Annotated in this window: 16 protein-coding genes and 1 riboswitch; of the genes, 5 read left to right on the top strand and 11 right to left on the bottom strand. The window is 65.7% G+C overall.

Going from position 1 to position 19,401, the window contains the following annotated elements; genetic code table 11:
• Window positions 1–43 precede the first annotated feature (43 nt).
• Together CCUG20998_RS01455 and CCUG20998_RS01450 are read right to left on the bottom strand one after the other, a co-directional pair.
• Window positions 44–1,792 (bottom strand): NRAMP family divalent metal transporter, encoded by a 1,749-nt coding sequence (locus tag CCUG20998_RS01455; RefSeq protein ID WP_020731400.1) that lies wholly within the window; start codon window positions 1,790–1,792, stop codon window positions 44–46.
• Between the two features lie 107 nt (window positions 1,793–1,899).
• Window positions 1,900–2,115, bottom strand: coding sequence for a hypothetical protein (locus CCUG20998_RS01450; RefSeq protein WP_012392300.1), 216 nt, complete (start codon window positions 2,113–2,115; stop codon window positions 1,900–1,902).
• Between the two features lie 298 nt (window positions 2,116–2,413).
• Window positions 2,414–2,584, bottom strand: a riboswitch (M-box (ykoK) riboswitch).
• Window positions 2,585–2,689: 105 nt separating this feature from the next.
• On the opposite strand from CCUG20998_RS01450, the gene CCUG20998_RS01445 reads away from it, so the two are divergent.
• Window positions 2,690–3,355 (top strand): O-methyltransferase, encoded by a 666-nt coding sequence (locus CCUG20998_RS01445; protein ID WP_012392299.1) that lies wholly within the window; start codon window positions 2,690–2,692, stop codon window positions 3,353–3,355.
• A gap of 3 nt (window positions 3,356–3,358) precedes the next feature.
• On the opposite strand, the gene CCUG20998_RS01440 is transcribed toward CCUG20998_RS01445, so the two are convergent.
• From CCUG20998_RS01440 to CCUG20998_RS01410, 7 genes are all read right to left on the bottom strand, one after another.
• On the bottom strand, window positions 3,359–5,371 hold the full coding sequence (locus CCUG20998_RS01440; protein ID WP_012392298.1) for an SGNH/GDSL hydrolase family protein: 2,013 nt from the start codon (window positions 5,369–5,371) through the stop codon (window positions 3,359–3,361).
• Between the two features lie 237 nt (window positions 5,372–5,608).
• Window positions 5,609–6,829 (bottom strand): CaiB/BaiF CoA transferase family protein, encoded by a 1,221-nt coding sequence (locus CCUG20998_RS01435; RefSeq protein WP_051173413.1) that lies wholly within the window; start codon window positions 6,827–6,829, stop codon window positions 5,609–5,611.
• On the bottom strand, window positions 6,822–7,757 hold the full coding sequence (locus tag CCUG20998_RS01430) for an SDR family NAD(P)-dependent oxidoreductase (protein ID WP_020731398.1): 936 nt from the start codon (window positions 7,755–7,757) through the stop codon (window positions 6,822–6,824). The genes CCUG20998_RS01435 and CCUG20998_RS01430 overlap by 8 nt, the downstream gene beginning before the upstream one ends.
• Entirely contained in the window at window positions 7,757–9,610 is a 1,854-nt protein-coding gene (locus CCUG20998_RS01425) for a flavin-containing monooxygenase (RefSeq protein WP_020731397.1), read from the bottom strand. The genes CCUG20998_RS01430 and CCUG20998_RS01425 overlap by 1 nt, the downstream gene beginning before the upstream one ends.
• 5 nt (window positions 9,611–9,615) lie before the next feature.
• Window positions 9,616–10,797 carry an LLM class flavin-dependent oxidoreductase gene (locus CCUG20998_RS01420; protein ID WP_020731396.1) on the bottom strand — a complete coding sequence of 394 codons (1,182 nt, stop codon included), beginning with the start codon at window positions 10,795–10,797 and terminating at the stop codon, window positions 9,616–9,618.
• A 14-nt stretch (window positions 10,798–10,811) separates the two neighbouring features.
• The gene (locus tag CCUG20998_RS01415; RefSeq protein ID WP_020731395.1) at window positions 10,812–12,173 is read right to left on the bottom strand and encodes an aromatic ring-hydroxylating oxygenase subunit alpha; all 1,362 of its coding nucleotides are present in this window, start codon (window positions 12,171–12,173) and stop codon (window positions 10,812–10,814) included.
• A gap of 34 nt (window positions 12,174–12,207) precedes the next feature.
• Window positions 12,208–13,083 carry an SDR family NAD(P)-dependent oxidoreductase gene (locus tag CCUG20998_RS01410; protein ID WP_020731394.1) on the bottom strand — a complete coding sequence of 292 codons (876 nt, stop codon included), beginning with the start codon at window positions 13,081–13,083 and terminating at the stop codon, window positions 12,208–12,210.
• Window positions 13,084–13,219: 136 nt separating this feature from the next.
• On the opposite strand from CCUG20998_RS01410, the gene CCUG20998_RS01405 reads away from it, so the two are divergent.
• The 4 genes from CCUG20998_RS01405 to CCUG20998_RS01390 are packed head-to-tail and all read left to right on the top strand — an operon-like array spanning window position 13,220 to window position 18,044.
• Window positions 13,220–14,842 carry an NHL repeat-containing protein gene (locus CCUG20998_RS01405; protein ID WP_020731393.1) on the top strand — a complete coding sequence of 541 codons (1,623 nt, stop codon included), beginning with the start codon at window positions 13,220–13,222 and terminating at the stop codon, window positions 14,840–14,842.
• Window positions 14,843–14,854: 12 nt separating this feature from the next.
• Window positions 14,855–15,634, top strand: coding sequence for a GntR family transcriptional regulator (locus tag CCUG20998_RS01400; protein ID WP_011742319.1), 780 nt, complete (start codon window positions 14,855–14,857; stop codon window positions 15,632–15,634).
• 9 nt (window positions 15,635–15,643) lie between these two features.
• A complete protein-coding gene (locus tag CCUG20998_RS01395; protein WP_020731392.1) occupies window positions 15,644–17,254 on the top strand; it encodes an AMP-binding protein in 1,611 nt (536 codons plus the stop codon).
• Window position 17,255: 1 nt separating this feature from the next.
• Entirely contained in the window at window positions 17,256–18,044 is a 789-nt protein-coding gene (locus CCUG20998_RS01390) for an SDR family NAD(P)-dependent oxidoreductase (RefSeq protein ID WP_020731391.1), read from the top strand.
• On the opposite strand, the gene CCUG20998_RS01385 is transcribed toward CCUG20998_RS01390, so the two are convergent.
• Together CCUG20998_RS01385 and CCUG20998_RS01380 are read right to left on the bottom strand one after the other, a co-directional pair.
• The gene (locus tag CCUG20998_RS01385) at window positions 18,026–18,487 is read right to left on the bottom strand and encodes an SRPBCC family protein (RefSeq protein ID WP_020731390.1); all 462 of its coding nucleotides are present in this window, start codon (window positions 18,485–18,487) and stop codon (window positions 18,026–18,028) included. The two genes, CCUG20998_RS01390 and CCUG20998_RS01385, sit on opposite strands and share 19 nt — an antisense overlap.
• A gap of 34 nt (window positions 18,488–18,521) precedes the next feature.
• Window positions 18,522–19,391 (bottom strand): rhomboid family intramembrane serine protease, encoded by an 870-nt coding sequence (locus tag CCUG20998_RS01380; RefSeq protein WP_012392287.1) that lies wholly within the window; start codon window positions 19,389–19,391, stop codon window positions 18,522–18,524.
• Between the last annotated feature and the right edge of the window lie 10 nt (window positions 19,392–19,401).

Raw genomic sequence — 19,401 nt, 5'->3', positions numbered from 1 at the left:
GCGCGCACAACGGTGCTGGCTGCCGGCTGAATCATCCGGCCGGTCAGCCGATCCCGGCCTGCACCACCTTGACAACCACCAGCACCACCGCGACCACGAGGTAGGCCCGCAGGGTGAATAGGCCCAGCCGGTGTGCCTGCGACATGGCCGGGCGGGCAAGGTCGGTCAGATTGGGGGTACACCACTGGGCCCGGTCCTGTTGGCGAATGGCACGCCGTTCGGCACGGCTGAGCAACTTGGCGTCGTTGATCTCATCGACCTCCCCGGGATCTAGCCCGCCGCCCAGGGATTTCGAGATGGCCTCCGCGTCGCGTCGGTCGCTGCGCCGGCGGCCGGTGATAAGCACCGCAGCGCCACCCATCATGCCGATCGCCGCGCCGGCCACCAGACCTATCTCGATGGCGGCGGTCGACAGGCGCGGAAAGAAGGTCGTTACCGTCAGCGCCAGCGACAGCAAGACCAGACACCAGACCGTGGTCCAAGCAATGATGTTCTGCCGCAGGGTGTTTACCCACGGACCCAGTACCGCATGGTCGTTGCAGAGCAACACCAGAAATACCGTTGCCGACGGTAGCAGGATGCCGGCGAGGGCCTGCACACCCTGGGTCACCAAGCCGAGCACGTAGTCGGGGCTGAACGCTACCGCGGCTGAAATCGCAAGTAGCGCCGCGTAGCCGCCGTAGAACAGCGGGGCCTCACTGATCTTCCAGTGCAGCGAGTGCCTTTTGCCCATCGCGTCGCCGACGGCATAGGTGGTGGCCAGCCCGATGGCGTTCGCGCCGATCAGCGATGCGTCGAGTAGCACGACTGCGAACAGGATGCCCACGGTGGAGCCGAAGTGGTTGGTCAAACTCGTTGCGACCGCGCCCGCGTCACTGAAGTGGCCGACGTCGGAGGTGCCGGCCAGGCCGAATGCGGTCACCGCCATCAGCGCTGTCGCCCCGACGATCACCACGACGATGCCGAGTACCAGATCCGCTCGTGCGTAGGGAATCCAGCGCGCCGTGATGCGCTTGTCCACCACGTTGGACTGCTGAAAGAACAACTGCCATGGTGCGATCGTGGTGCCGACGATCGCCACGATGAGCAACAGCACCGTGGAGTCCAGTCCTCCGGGGAAGCGTGGCACCAAACCACCCACCGTCCCCGAGAACGTCGGATGCACCAGTAGCGCCATCGGAATGATCACCACGTTCACCGCGATCAGCAGAAACATCATCTGCTCCCAGCGGCGAAATGAGCCGCCGGCGACCACCGCGAACAACAGCACCGCGGCGGCCGGGATGGCGACCGCCTTCGGGCAGCCGAGAAAGCCGAGGGCCATTGATACGCCGATGAATTCGGTGACGATGGTCAGCGCATTGAGGATCAACAGGTCGCCGACGCTGAACGCGCCCCAGAACTTGCCGAAGCGCTCGAAGATCAGCCGCGCGTGCCCGACCCTTACGACCGCACCCAGGCGCAACACCATTTCCTGGTTCACGTACAGCACCGGGATCAGCAAGGCCAGGGTCCAGAGCAGGGTCATCCCGTAGTTCTGGCCGGCCTGAGCGTAAGTGGCGACACCACCGGCGTCGTTGTCGCCGACCATCACGATCAGCCCGGGACCGCTGATGACCATCAGGGTCCGCAGACGCTGCCACCGCCGGGAAGCTACGCCGTCGCCATCCCGCCGGATCCGGCCGAACGCACCGACGATGTCGCCGGTATGGGCCGAATCCAGGACGGCGGCGTCGGCGGAGTGCACAGCGGAATTCGGGGCACCGCGACGCGAAGTGGATATCGAGGTCATCAACGTCTCGCTATCGATACAGGGGTGGCGAACCGGACAGCGCAAGCCACTCCCGGCGACGGACACCGGGTCAGCGTCCGCCGCCGAGTTCGTTGCGGCTCAGGGAATTAGCGGTAGTTGTTGGTGCCCAGATCTGGATGTCCACCCAGCGACGCGGTAACCACCGCGATCGGCATCCTGGACACGTAGCGGTTGGCGCGCTCCTGCGGTGTCAGGACGAAGTGGGCGGACCACTTGTTGGTCAGCCGCCGGCCCGCACTGAGCAGCGAACGTCCCGGAAAACCGGTCATGTAGGGAATACGTTGTGTAGCAACCAAAGCCATGATCTTACTCCTGGTGGGAAAACCGATCGGCTTACGTCATTCAACGCGTCAAGGTGTCCCGGGCCTTCATGGCGCTGGTGCCCCACGGATTGGGCACAGATCCTGGTGAAGGCCCGACAAGGCTTAGGCGGTAGAAGAAATGCCGGAACCGGATCGGGGGAAGACGGATTTCGGATAGGGACTATCGCCCGGACTGATGTCACTCATGTCTCGCCCTCACCTCCTCACGGCCATGACACACGGGGGTGTCGTCACATCACCTATGCAAGAGGGATGACCGTACGGCGACGCATCGTCGAACGCACCCCTCTCGTGGGAGCTTCGGCACTGCACGGCGTATCCGGACTATCCGGAAGCCACTTGGGCTCAACCCTTAGGCCGGGAAGAGCTGTCCTGACCCGGGGCGTCTCTCGACGTTCGGGGTCAGTGGCCTGTATCCATGCAGACGCCTCGCCTACCGAGGTGCTTGCGGGAACCATGCTCGCACCGAAACCCGCTGCTCGTCAAACGGCTATTTGGTAACGGCCACCACCAACGATGGCACTGGCGATGGTGGCGGCCTACCCTCGCCGGCATGGGCACCACTTTGCAGGACGCCAAAGTCGCCGCGGCGCTGGACCGGATGTACGCCGCAGCCGCAAACGAAATGACGGCGCTGCGCGAGCGACGCGCTGAAATCGAACGGCTGTGGTCTGGGGATGCGCAGCAACGGGCCGACGCGATGAGCGAGTTCTACATCCCGGTGACACCGGAGGCCGGCCGACTCATGTATGCGCTGGTCCGTGCGATCCGACCCACGACCGTCGTCGAGTTCGGAATGTCTTTCGGCATATCCACCATCCATCTCGCGGCCGCGGTTCGCGACAACGGCAGCGGCCGGGTGGTGACCACCGAACTCAACGCCAGCAAGATCGCCGCCGCCAAGCAGACCTTCGCCGACACCGGGCTGGCCGACGTGATCACCGTCGCCGAAGGGGATGCGCTCGCGACGCTGACAACCGTGCCCGGACCGGTCCAATTCGTGCTGCTCGACGGCTGGAAAGACCTGTACCTACCCGTCGTCAGGCTGCTGGAGCCGGTGCTGCCGGCGGGTGCATTGATCCTTGCCGACAACACCGAGTCCGCCGGTTCCCGGCCGTACCTGGACTACATCCGGGACCCCGCCAACGGCTACGTGAGCTTCAACTTTCCCGCCAGAAGCAGCGACAGCATGGAAATCAGCTGTCGCACGGCCGATTAACGACTAGCGCAACGACTCCTCGAGCCACGGTATCAGCCACTTCACACCCTCTGGGGTGAGGTGAACGCCGTCACTGCGCACCTGAATCCCGTCAACCTTGGCCGTATAAACCCCATCTGGGGACAGCTTCTTGTTGAGGTCGATGATCCCGACGTTTCGGTGTTGGCTAACTGTCTTGCGCAACATGTCGTTCCATTGCCTGACCCGGTCCGGCTGGTCCTCCGGGTACAAGCGGCCATCCGGCTTCTCGCCGCCCCGGCTGTAGGGCACCGTGGCCACCATCACCCGGACACCGCTGGATCCGACGATCTTGAGCGCCCGCTGCAATTCGAAGTTGAGATACCCATCGAAGGTCGGGTCTCCGATGTGAGTCCACTTTCCTTCGTTCACCCGGTCCACGGTCTCCCAGCGACCGATGATCAGCAGCGCGACATCGGGCCGGTCTTGACTGACCTGGGCGGACCATCTGCTGGGCCAGGTATCGCACTCCGGCCGTTGCTCCAATGTCTGACCGATGTAGCGGTACGGCGTGCCCCGCACCAGGCTGCAACCGATGACGGTGTGGTCGATGAATCGGAATCCGGGTGTGGCGGGCAGGTAATGCATCATGGTCCAGCCGATCGAGTCACCGAACACCGAAACGGTGAATGGCCGGTTCGGATCTCGTGGCGCGGCGGCTGGTCCCGGCGCGGCCGGCTCCGGCGGTGACGGTGAGACCGCGGCGACCGCCGAAACGCCGGGTGGCAGGCCTACCTCACGCAGGCCCGGGCCGGTGCCGACCGGGATAACCAGCATGGTGGCGGCGGCCGCGCTGGCGACGGTGGCCGCCGCCAGGGGTAGCAGCGGTACTCGCGCCGGGCGCCAGCGCCGGATCGGTTGCTCGAACAGCCACCACGACAACGCGGCGATCGCCACGGTGAGGGCACACCGCGCGGCGAACAGCCGCATTCCGGTCCACCCGGTGCGCTCGCCGTTGAGGGCCAAAAAGATCGGCCAGTGCCACAGGTAGATGCCGTAGGAGATGGTGCCCAGCCAGACCAGCGGGCGCCACGCCAGCAAACGCGCGACCGCTCCGCGTTGTTCCAGCGCAACCGGCGCCACCACGAAGACCGCGGCCAGGGCGACCAGGATCAGCAGACCGTGGCGGAACTCGTTGACGTTTCCGGTGGCAAAGTGGGTGAGCGCCGCCAAGCCCGCCACCCCGATGACCGGCAGAAAGCGGGCGACGCGCCGCCCCCACCGGGTCCGGACCAGGCACCAGCCGTGGTTGAGCGCCGTCCAATCGCGCACCAACAACGCCGCCGCCGCGGCGCCGACCAACAAGGCCTGGGCCCGAGTATCGGTGCCGAAATAGATCCGGTCACGCGTTGACTCGGACGCAAAGACAATGGCCGCCGCGCCAGAGGCCAGGGCCCCCAGGGTGCCGATCACGAATATGGTGAACCGGACGCCGCCGAGGGTGGCCCGCTGGAAATAGCGCCTGGCCCGGGCCGCCAAGAGCAGTGTCACCGCGATCAACAACAGCGGCCATACGATGTAGTACTGCTCCTCCACCCCCAACGACCAGGTGTGTTGCAGCGGCGAGGGGGGCGCGCCCTGGGTGAAGTAGTCGGTCTTCTGTGCGACGAACCGCCAGTTGGCCATCCACAGGAAGGCCGCCAGCGCGTCGTTACGCAGTCCGGTGAGCGCCTGGTAGGGCAACAGCTCGCGGGCCGCGGCGACGGTGAGCACCATCAGCACCAGCGCCGGCAGCAGCCGGCGCGCGCGGCGAATCCAGAATCCGGTCAGATCGATCCGACCGGAGCGACCCAATTCGTCCAAGAGCAGCGAGGTGATCAGGAAGCCGCTCAGGACGAAGAAGATGTCCACGCCGATGAAGCCGCCGCCCACTCCCGGAACGCCGCCGTGCCCGACGAGCACCAGCGCGACGGCCACCGCGCGCAGGCCGTCCAGCGCAGGAATTCCGCGCTGTCGCCCCGCGCGGTCCCAGATTGCGGTGCGGCCCGCACGTCGCACCGGAGCAATCCAACGTTTGCGGGTAGCAGAAGAATCCGGCGCGGGGTCATACCCGCCCGGCTCAGTGCTTGCTGTTAGCGTGCCCGGAGCACCCTGTCGCCCCGCGCCAAAGTTGCTGCCGATACGTCGCTGCCCCTCCTCGTGATCCCAGCAAGCTTAGATGCGGCAGCGGTGGATCCTTTTGCAGACACGCCTAGGTGTAGCAAGGTTTTTCGACGACTTGGCCGCTATTTCGGGCTAGGCCGGGCCGGCCGGTTGCGCATCGGCAGCGTTGATGCCCAGTTCCTCCAACACCGCGCTGGTATCGGCGCCCAACTGCGGGGCCGGACCCGATACCCGGCCCGGGGTCCGGGAGAACCAGGTCGGCACTCCCGGGAAGCGAACCGGTCCGTGGGCAGTGTCGATGGTCTCGAAGAATCCGACGGCATTCAGATGCTGGTTGTCGAACAATTCCGCCGGACTCGACAGCGCTGACGCGGGTATCTCGAGCTCCTCGAGCAGATCCAGCCATTCCTGGGTGGTCCGCGCCGCAAAGGTCTCGGCCAGCAGCGCGTACACGGTGTCGATCTGGCGGGCCCGGCCCTCGAGGGTGGCGTACTGCTCGCTGGCCCATGGGGGCCGTACCGCATCGACGAAAGCGGCCCAGTGTTTGTCGTTGTAGATCAGCGCGGCAAGGTAGCCGTCGCTGGTGCGATACGGCCGCCGATTGGGCGCCACGGTGCGGGGATAGACCGCCGGGCCCAGCGGCGGATCGAACATCGCGCCGTTGGCATGTTCGACCAGCATGAACGACGCCACGGCCTCGAACATCCCGATCTCGACCTCTTGGCCCTGCCCGGTACGTTCCCGGTGGAACAGGGCCATCATGGTCGCGTAGAGCGCGGTGAGTCCGGCGACCTTGTCCGCCATTATCGTTCCCACGTAGCTGGGCTCACCCGTGAGCTGCTCTTGCACGGACGGCAGTCCGCACGCCGCCTGAATGGTGTCGTCATAGGCCGGCAGATCCCGGTTGGGGCCGCGCCGGCCGTATCCGTAGCAGTTGGTGTAGACGATGGCCGGGTTGATGGCGGCGACCTCGGGATAGCTCAGCCCAAGCCGGGCGATCGCCTTGGCGCGCATGGAATGGATGCAGACATCGGCCCCTTCGATCAGGGCCCGCACGGCGGCCTGGCCGGAATCGGACTTCAGGTCGATGACGGCGCTGCGCTTGCCCCGGTTGACGTTGACGAACACGCCGCTCATGCCGGCGGCCGGACCAACCGAGACGTACCGGGTGTCGTCGCCTTGCGGGGGCTCGATCTTGATGACATCGGCCCCCATGTCGGCCATGATCTGGGTGCAGTAGGGCCCCATCACCATCGCGGTGAGATCGACGACGCGCACGCCGGACAGCGGGCCGGTGCGCTTCCCGGCACCGGCCCCCAAACTAGAGTCGCAATCGGACCCGCAATTAGACATGGTGCGCGCTTCCTCGATTCGCCCACGCGGCCGACTCGAAACTGTAGCGGATGTGGTCTGAATGTCCGCTGGGGACCACGGGAAAGACCAGTGGTGCGGCCAGATCTCGGATGGCGTAGAGCCCTTCGGCAACATCTTCCATCGACCAGGACAGGCGCTGCACGCCGGGACTTTCGGCGACCACCGCCCGCGCCACCCGGCCCGCGATGGCGATCAACATCTCACCGTTGACCGGACAGGACTCGTGCGCCAGCAAACCGACCACCGGGGCCACCAGCTCGGTGCCCATCGGCGGGTACGACGAAATATCCAGGCCGTCAGCCATTCTGGTCACCGCGGAGGGAACGATGACGTTGCACAAAACACCACTGGCCGCGCCCTCGACTGCGGCGACATTGGCCAAGCCGATCAAGCCGGCTTTTGCCGCGGCGTAATTGGCGACCCCCTGGTTGCCGTACAGGCCGCCGATCGAGGAAGCCAACACGATGCGGCCGTAAAGTTGGTCACACATCAACCCGAAGGCCGGCCGCACGACGTGGAAGGCGCCCCGAAGATGCACGTCGATGACGGCATCGAAGTCTTCGTAGCTCATCTCCTTGAGCGGCGCGCTGCGCACGTTGCCGGCATTGTGGATCAGGATGTCGATCCGGCCGTAGCGCTCGAGCGCGGTTTCGATGATCGCCTGACCACCGGCGGGTGTCGTCACCGAGTCCAGCGACGCGGCCGCCTGCCCGCCGAGCGCGGTGATCTCGGCCACCACCTGGTGTGCGGGAGCGGGGTCGCCACCGGCACCGGCCAGCGAACCACCGGTGTCGTTGACCACGACTTTGGCCCCTCTGGCCGCCAGCAGCAGCGCGTACGCCCGGCCCAGGCCCCGGCCGGCGCCGGTCACCACGGCGACCCGATCGTCGAACCTGAGTTCAGTCATCACGATTCCAGAATGAGGCCATTCAGATCGCCTTTGCTTCGCCATTGGGCAAGCAGATCACCGAATGCGTAAAAACCCGGGCCGTAGGGTTCGCCGATGTGGGAACGGATTCCCTCGCCTTCGGCCGCACCGGGGCCGCCGCCTTCGTTGTTGTAGTAGCCGGGCGTGCACTCGAGATCGAACTGGGTGTTGTCGATCGCGGTTTCCCGAATGGTTCTGCACCACTGGTCTTGTGCCTGCTGGCTGGGTTCGACGACGGTCGCACCCCGGGCCAGCGCTTCGGCGATGATGTAGGCGATGTGCTCGCCCTGCAATTCGTAGTTGGCGGCGATGTTGGCCGAGATGCCGACCTGGGTGAATCCGGTGAAAAACTGATTGGGAAATCCGCGGCTGGTCATGCCGTGCAGCGTTTGGTACCCATTGCGCCAATAGTCGAACAGCGACACGTTGTCGCGGCCCCTGATCTCGTCGATGGAGTAGCGGCGGCTGATCTGTGTGGTGATCTCAAAGCCGCTGGCGTAGATGATGCAATCGAGCTCGTACTCGGTGTCATTGGCCACCAGCCCCGTTTCGGTGGCCCGCTGGACGCCCCTGGTCTGCGAGACGTCGACCAGGGTCACATTGGGCCGGTTGAACGTCTGCAGATAGTCGTCGTTGGTGCACGGCCGCTTACACAGGAATCGGTAGTAGGGCTTGAGCGCCTCGGCGGTCGACGTGTCATCGACGATGCTCTGGATTCGGCGCCTCAGCCGCTCCATGACTTTGTAGTCCTCTTCCTCACGGATCGCCATGAACTGCTCGGGGCCGAGTGCGGCCGGATCCTCGAGCGCCAGCACCCGCGCGGCGGTATTGCGACCCAGCTCGGTCCAGAAATCGCACACGTGGTCGGGTTGGCCCAGCGCCATCCCCTCGAAGGTCCAGGAATGGAAATTGCGCTGCCGCTGTTTCTGCCAGCCCGGCTGCAGTGACTTCGCCCATTCCGGGTCGGTGGGTGTGTTGTTGCGCTCCCCCACTGACGAAGGCGTGCGCTGAAAGACGTACAGGTGCTTGGCATACCGGCCCAGGAACGGCACGATCTGCACAGCCGTCGCCCCCGTTCCCACGACCGCGACGCGCTTGTCGGCCAGCCCGGTCAACCCCCCGGTGCTGTCCCCGCCGGTGTACTCATAGTCCCAGCGTGCCGAGTGGAAGCTGTGACCACGGAAATCTTTGATGCCCGGGATGCCCGGCAACTTCGGCCGGTGAAACGGGCCCGAGGCCATGACCACAAAGCGGGCCCGGATGTCATCGCCGCGGTTGGTGCCGACGCGCCAGCGCCTGATCGCCTCATCCCAGTGCAGCTCCCGTACCTGCGTGCCGAAGATCGCGGAGTCATAGAGGCCGTAGTGCTTGCCGATGCGCCGGCAATGCTCATAGATCTCGCTACCGTCGGCGAACTTCTTGCTCGGCATGTAGTTCAGCTCTTCGAGCAGCGGTATGTAGCAGTATGACTCGTTGTCACACTGCAGGCCCGGATAGCGATTCCAATACCAGACGCCTCCGAAGTCGCCGCCCAGTTCGATGATCCTGACGTCAGCGACGCCGGCCTTCTTCAGGTGGGCACCGCAGAGCAGACCGCCGAAACCACCGCCGAGTACCAGCACGTCGATGTCGGCCGATATCGGATCACGCTGTAGCGGTGGCGAATAGGGATCGGTTTCGTAGTATCCGGCAAAATCGTCAACCAGCTCGATGTACTGCCTGGAACCTTCCGGGCGCAGCCGCTTCTCGCGCTCATGACGGTATTTCTCGCGCAGCGCGGGAAGGTCGATGTCGCCGGGTGTCTGGGTGGGTGGGCAGTCAGGGGCGGTCATCTCAGTCACGCCAGGGCGTTGGCCGGCAGCGCCGCGGGGTGTAGCGGTGCGTCCATCCGGTGCACCGCGGGTAGCACCTCTTGGGCGAACAGCCGAGTGCTGGCCATCGCCTGCTCGTAGGGCATGGTGCCGAATTGCACAACGATGGTCAGCTCGCAGAACGAGCACGCCGCCTGGGCGGCGGTGATTCGGTGGTAGATCTCCTCCGGCGTCCCGATGAGCAGGTTCGATGCGTGATAGCCGGGGGTTTTAGGGGGACCGCCCTTGGCGTCACCGGTCACCGACGAGGCCAGCACCGCAGTCGCACTGGCCTCACGTGCGGCATAGGCCTCATAGCCCTTGACCCCCTTGAAGTTCGAGGCGTCGGCGAATCCGTAGTGCACGGTGACATCGCGGTTGGCCGTCCAGATCCACTCCTCGGATTCGGCGGCCTGCTCGGCGTTGGCCGTGCAGTACATGAACATGACATTCTTCGGCTGGCACGGCGGCAGTCCTTCCTCCTGACGGAAGGTGTTCACTTGCTGCACCTCTCGCCCGGCATCCTCGATCGGCTTGTTGCCCACGAACAGCGGGACCATGCCGCGGCGGGCGAGGATCTCCAGGGATTCCGCGGTAGACGATGAGCTGTAGATCCGCGCGAAGAGGTCGGAGCTGAGGGGTTCGGGGCGAAGCGACATCTCTGGAACGGTGAAGATTTCGCCCTCATAGGCGAACCGCTTTCCGCTGAAGGCCAGGGCGAGGATGTCCAGGGTTTCGTTGAACCGCTGCCGGCTTTCTTCACGCGGTACGCCGACCGCGGCGAACTCCCCCTTGGACACCCCGCGCCCGATGCCAAGCGTCGTGTATCTCCCGTTGGAGATGATGTCCAGGTAGGCCATCTGGTGAGCCAGCCGGATGGGATGCCACCAGGGCGCCACGGCCACGAACGTGCCGAGATTGACCCGCTCGGTTCTTCCGGCGAAGTAGCTCAGCGCCTGAATCGGGTTGGGCGTCATGCCATACGGTGTGCCGCAGTGCTCGGGCAACCAGATGCCGTCGAAGCCCAGTGGTTCGGCCAGGTCTCCGAGCGCGAGCGTGGCCTGGACGCATTCCCAGTCCGCAGTGCTGGGCGGGCGATCGTAGTCCTCGGCGAGCACCCGCTCCCAGTCCAGTGAATTGTGGGCGCCAAGTCCGATGTTGACCTTCATTGATCCGATCCCCTTCAGAGTTCTCGTGGTGCGCCGGTGCCCATGTATTCGGCAAGGTTGCGATGCAAGTTGGCGGTGCTGCGCTCCATGTACGGGTTTGGCTTGGGGCCGCCGAAGCCCCCCGACTTCATGCCCTGCTGGACCGCGGCCATGTTGGAGAAATCCTGTGGCAGCACGCTGCGCCAACCCGGGTCATCCGGCGGCGCGTAGACCCACTCCGTTTGCGGCTCTTCACCTTTGGGATACAGCTCGTAGCAGGACGCTTCGAAGACACATTGGTCGGGGTCGTATCCGTGTGGCCGGGCGCTGTAGCACAGGGCGGTGGTGAGGCCTTGACCGATCTGGAAGTTGGGAAAGATCTGCCAGGCGGTGCCGCTTTGGGCCAGGTGTTCGGGATCGATGGTCGGCCAGAGCACGCCGCGGGCGGCGTCGTCACGCCGTGCCGACGTCAGCCAGTGATCGAGTACCTGACCCGCGGGTGCGTCTTCGGGCAACTCCTCGACCAGACGCAGCGCGGCGTCCACCAGCGTTCTGGTGGTGGTCGCGTTGGTCTCCTCGAGCGTGTAGCGCTGCATTTCGGCGGTGGATACCCGCGGATCGGCTCCGGTTCCGAGCCGGATCTTGGACTTGGTCTGCGCCAGGTCCTTCGGCGCGTCGTAGCCGATGTTGCTGTGGCGGCCGTGGGCGGCCGCCCAGCCGCGGAAGTTGCCGAACTTGTTGAACTGCGGATGGGTGGTTGCGACGTGGTAGGTCTCGTTGAACGCCTCCATCGCCACCTTCCAGTTGCATTGGAAGGTCAGCCACTTTCGCCACTTGCAGCGCATGTCCTGCAACCGGAACGGGTCGAGCATGGTGGCCGCTGGCTCCAGGTACTGGCGCAATGGCTGCGCGGCCGGATCCATGTTGATCCAGATCCAGCCGCCCCAGGTGTCGACGTTGACCGCGGCCAGGTGGGTGTTCTCCGGGGTCAGCGCGCCTTGCCAGTCCGGCTTCTCGGGGATGTGGATGCAGTTGCCGTCCTGGCCGTAGGTCCAGCCGTGGAACCCGCAGACGAACGACTTTTTTTGGCCGCAAACGTTTTTGGCTCCCGGGGGGATGTCGACGAGCCGACGGCCTCGGTGCATGCAGACGTTGTGATGGGCCTTGAAGGTGTCGGCTGCGCTGCGTACCACCACGATCGAGTCGTCGAGAATGTCGTAGGTGAGGTAGCTGCCAACCTTGGGAAGATCTTCCACTCTGCCGACTTGCTGCCATACCTTGCGCCACAGCTTGTCACGCTCGGCTCGGGCGTAGTCCGCGCAGGTGTACGCGTCGACCCCGAAGGTGACCGCACCGGTCAACGTCGCCTCGACATCGTCGTGGCGGGCCGCGTCCATCGGTTCTGCCCTCCCGTCGTTGTGGTCGGTCACCTCAGGCCTCGTCCCAGCGTTTGATCGCGGCCCGAAACGACTCGTCCTTGAGGAACAACGAGGTGTTGTCGGCACCCAGATGTCCCCATTTGAGGTTCAGGCCGCCGTCGACCAGCAGCGTCTGGCCGGTGATGTAGCTGGACAGGTCGGAGAGCAGGAACAGGATCACCCCGGCCACCTCGTCCGGACGCCCCCGCCGCCCCATCGCAATGGCGCGGCGATCACGTTCGGGGTCGACGTCGGTATAGGTGTGCGACGCCGGCGTCTCGGTCACCCCGGGTGCCACCGCGTTGACCCGGATCGGGGATCCCGCCGCGGTCTCGTCGCAGGCGAGTTCGAGGGCCATGGTGCGGGTCGCCGCCACGATCGCGGCTTTGGCTGTGCCATAACCGATGTGAAAGGGAGCGGCGTTCATCCCGCTGATGGAGGACAGCGAAACAATCGAACCCGGCCGCTGGCGACTCTTCAGTTCCGCGGCGATCGCCTGGCTCATGAAGAACATCGCCTCCAGATTCCTGGCGAACAGCTCATGCCAGTCGCTGCGCCGGACCCGGGTGCTCGGCATCCAGCTCGACGGGTCGGCGCCGCCGGCGACGTTGACCAGACCGTGCAAGTCGCCGTCGGCACGGCGCACGGCCTCGAACGTGGCCTCGATTCCCTCATCGGTGCAAACGTCCGCGGCCACCGGCAACACCGCCAGTCCCTCGGCCACCAGCGGACCGACATGGCGGTCCAGATTGTCCTGGCCACGGCTCACCGCGACAACCGTCGCTCCCGCCCGAGCAACCATGCGCGTCACCGCCGTGCCGATACCGCCACCCGCGGCACCGGCGACCACGACGACGCGCCCGGAGAGGCTCAGCAGATCAACAGTCATTGACCTGGCCGCTATTTGTCCGGACAAGATAATGGCATGCACTCATTAGAGAGTATGATTCTCTCGTTTTAGCGGCCTCGTCAAGGGCAATGTTCGGCATGGCCGCGGCTATTGTCTGGACCAGATTCCGATTGCTATGGTCCGAGCAGTGATACCCGTAACCCGACGGTTGCAGCACGCGGGCCGCTACCCGGTCACGCGGGCACCCAACGTTGCCGAAGGCTGGACCCTGACCCGGCTCACCGCGCCCAGCCGGCTGTTCGGCGCCAATGGGTTGCGCACCGGCCCGGATGGCAGGGTCTACATCGCGCAGGTGACCGGCAGCCAGATCAGCGCGCTGGACCTGAGCACCGGACGGCTGGACACCGTCTGCCCCAAGGGGGGTGCGATCATCGCGCCCGACGACCTGGCCTTCGACCAGGACGGCAATCTCTACGCCACCGAGGTGATGGACGGCCGGGTGAGCGTGCGCGCGCCCGATGGCCACACCCGGGTGCTTCGAGACGACATTCCGTCAGCCAACGGCATCACCTTTCACCAGGGCCGGTTGTTCGTCGGTGAATGCCGCGACGGCGGGCGACTGCTGGAGCTGGACCTCAACGGCGGGGCACCCCGAGTGCTGGCGCGCAACCTGCCCTCGCCCAACGCCATGGAGGTCGGCCCGGACGGCTTGTTGTACTTCCCGGTGATGGGCGCCAACGAGATCTGGCGCATCGATCCCGACGGCGGTGTCCCGCAGTGTGTGGCCGGCGATCTCGGAGTTCCCGACGCGGTGAAGTTCGACCCCCATGGCCACCTCGTCTCGACCCAGGTGCACAGCGGTGAGGTGCTGCGGATCAATCCCCGCACCGGAGATCGCACCGTGCTCGCGGCACTGCACCCGGGTCTGGACAACCTGACCTTCGTCGGCGAGCGGCTGTTCGTTTCGAGTTTCACCGGCGAGATCACCGAGATTCTCGGTACCGGAGAAACGCGGACCACGCTGCCGGGCGGGTTGACCTGGCCGCTGGGGTTGGCCGTCGACGCGGATGGCGACCTCTACATCGCCGACGGCACCTACTTTTACGTTCTGCTCGCCGACGGCACCCTGCGTGTCGGCGGAATGCTCTTCTCGGCGGGGTACCCAGGGTTTCTGCGCGGAGTGGCCGCGCTGGGATCCGGCGAATTCGCGGTGACCACGTCCAACGGCGAGGTTGCGCGCTACCGTCCCTGGGCGTCCGAAAGCGAGGTGGTGGCCACGGGTTTGGACCAGCTCTACGGGGTGGCCGTGGCGGGTTCGGGCGCCCTGTTCGTGGCCGAGCGGGGCGCCGGACGGGTGCTGTCGGTCCGGCCGGACGGGGTCAAGGTGATGGCATCGGGCCTCAGCGATCCGGTTGGCGTGGCCGTCACGGCCGACGGGAGGTGCGTGGTGACCGAAGCCGGCGCCGGCCGGGTGCTCACGCTCGGCGATACCGGCACCTTGTTGGACGGATTGCAGTGCCCGCAGGGCGTGGCCATTTGCGACCGGCAGGTCTACGTCATCGACTCCGGAGCAAAGCAACTCGTCGCAGTCGATCTAGGCTCGCGCACCCGCCACACCATCGCTTGGGATCTACCGGTGGGAGCACCCGCCGGCGTCACCCCCAAGCCGCTGCGCGGAATGCCGCCGTTCTCCGGCCCGCAGGGACCGTTCGCCGCAATCACGGCCGGGCCGGACTCAACCCTCTACATCTCCGCCGACGCGGATGGCAGCGTACTGGCATTGCGCCGGGAATCCTGAAGGGCGCCAAAGTTGTCCGAGCCAAAGATCCTCGACCACCGCTATCTTCAGGTGGCGCGGACGCTACGCAAAGAGATCGTGGACGGTATCTATCCGGTGGGCTCGCAGTTGCCGACCGAACACGAGCTGTGTGATCGGTTTGCCGTGAGCCGGTACACCATTCGGGAGGCGCTGCGCCGGCTGCGGGAAGACAACCTGGTTTCCTCGCGCCCGCGCACCGGGACGCTGGTGGTACCGCGACCGTCGTCGGATTCGTACGTGCAGCATGTGATGTCGATCAACGATCTGCTGGCCTTCGCCACCGGCACCAGATTCGTGATCGAATCCATCGCCATGGCCACCATCGACGATGAGGTGAGCGCACAGACCGGGCTGGCCAGCGGCGAGCAGTGGCTGAGCGTCTGCGGGTTTCGGCGGGCCGAGAACGCCGAGCCGGCCGAACCCGCACTTTGCCGCACCCAGTACTACATCAACCGCGCATTCGCGGCGGTCGGCAGGTTGCTACACCGCCACGACGGGCCGATCTTTCCGTTGATCGAGGACCTATTCGGATTGGGCATCGTTGAGGTCCAACAGGAAATCGCGGCCGTGTCAATCTCACCGGCGCTGGCCCACGGCCTCCAGGTCGAACCGGGATCTGCGGCCTTGCAGATCCGACGCGCCTATGTGACATCCGACGAGCAGGTGGCCCAGGTCACGCTCAACACCCATCCGGCGTCCCGGTTCCGTCACTCGATGACGATGCGTCGACTCCGCGGTGAAACCGGATCCTCCGGTGTGACAGACCAATAGCGCCAGCCGATGGGAGGGCCGAAAGTTCCACGACGCAGGCTCATCGATGGGCGCTGGGTTCGCTGGGATGCCGATCGCGCCGCAGGCGCCTACGCGCACCGCTGGTGGGTCCGGCGCACGCTCGCCGATGCGCTGCGCGAGGCCGCGCAGAGCACCCCGCAGCGGGTGGCGCTGGTCGATGCCGATCGGCAACTGGACTGCCAGGAACTGCACCGCCAGGCCATGGCCCTGGCGCAGCACCTGCGCTCCCGCATGCCGGCGGGCAGCGTGGTCAGCTTCATGCTGCCGAACTGGCACGAAGCCGCGGTGATCTATCTGGCCAGCACGCTGGCCGCAATGGTGGCCAACCCCGTCCTGCCCTCGCTGCGCGAGCACGAACTGCGGTTCATTCTCGAAGATGCGGGCAGCCGGATGATCTTTGCCCCGGCGGATTTTCGCGGTCACGACTACACCTCGATGCTGCGGCGGGTGGCCGCACAGTTGCCGTCGCGCCCGGAGGTGATCGAGGTGCGGGGGCAGTGCCCCGATGGCGTTTCGACCTTCCAATCCCTACTCGTCGGCCGGGAGGCCGCCGCGCCCTTGCCCACGGCGGATCCCGATGCGGTACGGATGATCTTGTACACCTCGGGGACGACGGGACGCCCGAAAGGCGTCCTACACACCCACAACTCGATCCACGCCCTGATCTGTCAGATCCGGGATCACTGGATGGTGGAGCCCGGTGACGGGTTCCTGGTCGCTTCGCCGATCGCGCACATCGGCGGCTCGATCTACGCCTTCGAATGCCCACTTCTGCTCGGCACTACCGCCGTGCTGCTGGACCGATGGGACGCGGACCGCGCGGTGCAACTCATGACATCGAAGCGGTGTACCCACATGGCCGGAGCGACAACGTTCCTCGAGCAGCTGCTTGCCGCCGCACAGCGGGCGGGCACCAGATTGCCCGACCTGAAATTCTTCGTCTGCGGCGGCGCATCGGTGTCGCCGTCGTTGATTCGTTGCGCAACAGACTATTTCGACAAGGCCGTTGTCACCCGCGTGTACGGTTCCACCGAGGTTCCGGTGACGACGATCGGCGCACCCGACAGTAGTGCGCACGCCGCAGCCACCGATGGCCGGGTCGGTGCCGCCGACGTCAAGCTGGTTGCCGGTGAAATCCGGGTGCGCGGGCCACAGATGCTGGTCGGCTACCGGCACCCCGAGGACGAAGCCGGATCTTTCGACGCGCAAGGCTATTTCCGCACCGGAGACCTCGGACATTGGGTCGACGACGAGTATCTGGTCGTGACCGGACGAGCCAAGGACATCATCATCCGCAACGGCGAGAACATCTCCCCCAAAGAGATCGAAGACATCCTGATCACCCACCCCGGAATCGCCGACGTCGCGATTGTCGGCCTGCCCGATGACCGCACCGGCGAGCGAGCCTGCGCCGTCATCGTTGCCGCGGCTGACCCCCCGCCCGGCCTCCCAGGCGTGCGCGCGTTTCTCGAAGGCGCTGGCGTTGCGCGGTTCAAGATCCCCGAGCAAGTGGTTATCTGGGACCACCTGCCGAAGAACGACGCAGGCAAGATCGTGAAACACCGGATCAAAGCAGCGCTCATGAAGGCAGAGCAGTGACATGCAGGTAGCAATCATCACGGGGGCAACAGGCGGAATCGGATTCGGTTGCGCAGCAAAACTCGCCGAAATGGGTATGGCGGTGCTGGGCACGGGCCGCGACGAGCGCAGGCTTGCCGAGCTGACCCAGCTGCCCGGCGGCCCCGACCGGATAGCCACCCACCCGGTCGATCTCACCGATGATGACGCACCCGGCCAGCTCACCCGCGCCGCCCTGGACCGGTGGGGACGCATCGACTTCCTGATCAACGCCGCCGGGGTGGGCAGCCCCAAACCGGTGCACGAAACCGACGACGAATCCTTGGACTACGTCCTGAGTTTGATGCTGCGCGCACCGTTCCGCCTGACCCGTGAGGTGCTGCCACATCTGCGGCCCGGATCGGCGATCATCAACATCACGTCAACGTTTGCCGTGGTAGGAGGTCTTCGTGGCGGAGCATATTCGGCCGCCAAGGGCGGGCTCACCGCGCTGACCACCCACATCGCCTGCCAATACGGGGCACAGGGAATACGGTGCAACGCGGTGGCCCCCGGCGTGATCCAGACGGCGATGACCCAGCATCGCCTGGCCGATGAGCGATTCCGGCGGATCAACGTTGAAATGACACCGCATCAGCGGCTGGGCACCGTCGACGACGTGGCAAACACGGTGGCATTCCTGTGTTCTGAGGGCGGTGCCTTCATCAACGGGCAGACCATTGTGGTCGACGGTGGGTGGAGCTCCACCAAATACCTTTCCGACTTCGCGCTGACCGCGCAGTGGAGCCCCGCTCAGGACGACTCGAAATAGCTGCGGATCCCGGCCAGCATCGCCGCGTGCGCCTGCACCGCCGCGCGGGTGGTGTAGGAGGCCAGCGGACGGGGCGCGGCGATCGCTATCCGCTCGGTGAGCCTGGTACCAGCGGCGATCGGCGCAAAGGTCACCGTCGCGCGCAGCCGCACGCGTGGGAACTGATCGGCCTCGGTGTGCACCGCACCGTGCACCGGGACGTGCAGCCGAGCCCGGTAGCGCACCTCGAGATTCAACGGTCCCATCGGAATGCGATCTATCACGCGGTAGCTCTGCCGGTAGCCATCCCGGGTTTCGGTTCGGGACAGCGCTTGCACCGCGACGATCAGAGGGTGCACCAGCTTGAGGTTGTCCAGGTCCACATAGAAGTCGCGCACCCGCTCCGGTGGCGCGGGCACATCTTGTGACAGCGCCCGCTCAGCGTGGGCGATCCACCACGTCATGGCGACCAACCTAACCCGGCCCCGCCGCCGGGCATCAGCCCAAGTTGAGGTGCCCACCGAACATCGCGAGCAACTCGCTGGTGCGCCACCAGATCAGCACCACGAACGCAACCGCAACGGTCAGGGTCACCGCACCTTGGATGAAATTACGGCGTTCTCGAGGCGCGTAGACGTAGGCCGCGGCAACCAGGGCGCCGGTAATCAGCCCGCCGACGTGCCCTTGCCAGCTGATCAGCTGCGAACCAACCGCGGGCGCGACAAACGTGATCGCGAGGTTGATCGCGATCAGGGCGACCACCCAGCGGATGTCGAGATTGAGCCGTTTTGCCACGACAAAGGTGGCACCGAACAAGCCGAATATCGCTCCCGATGCACCGGCGGTCGCCGTGTTCAGCGGCGCAATCAGGTAAACCAGCACCGAGCCCCCCAGCGCGCTCAGCGCGTAGAGGCCGCCAAACCGCAACCTGCCCAGCCACATCTCCAGCGGCGGGCCCACGATATATAACGCCCACATGTTGAACACCAAGTGCAACGTGCCGTAGTGCATGAATGCCGAGGTCACCAGCCGGTATAGCTGGCCGTCGGCGACCGCCGGTGGCCACAGGGCCAGATGTGGCCCCAGTCCGGCAACGACCAACTGCAGAACGAAAACCAGCACGCTCACCGCGATCAGCGAGAACGTCACCACCGGGGTGACCGAACGCTGTCGACCGCCGAATTGAGTACGGGGCTGGCGCACCGTGCGGGCGTCCGCGCGCACGCACTCGACGCACTGATGGCCGACGGCGCCCGAACGCATGCAGTCACCACAGATGTACCGATCGCAACGGGTGCAGCGGACATAGGTCGGCCGCCCGGGGTGCCGGTAGCAGGCGGGCGACTCCGGCGCGCTGGGGCCACTCATCGCACCATTG

Origin of the sequence: Mycobacterium marinum, from assembly GCF_003391395.1 — a bacterium.
GTDB classification, from domain to species: Bacteria; Actinomycetota; Actinomycetes; order Mycobacteriales; family Mycobacteriaceae; genus Mycobacterium; species Mycobacterium marinum.
Note: the sequence above shows the minus strand (reverse complement) of the source record. Positions and strands in the feature narration are given on the sequence as shown.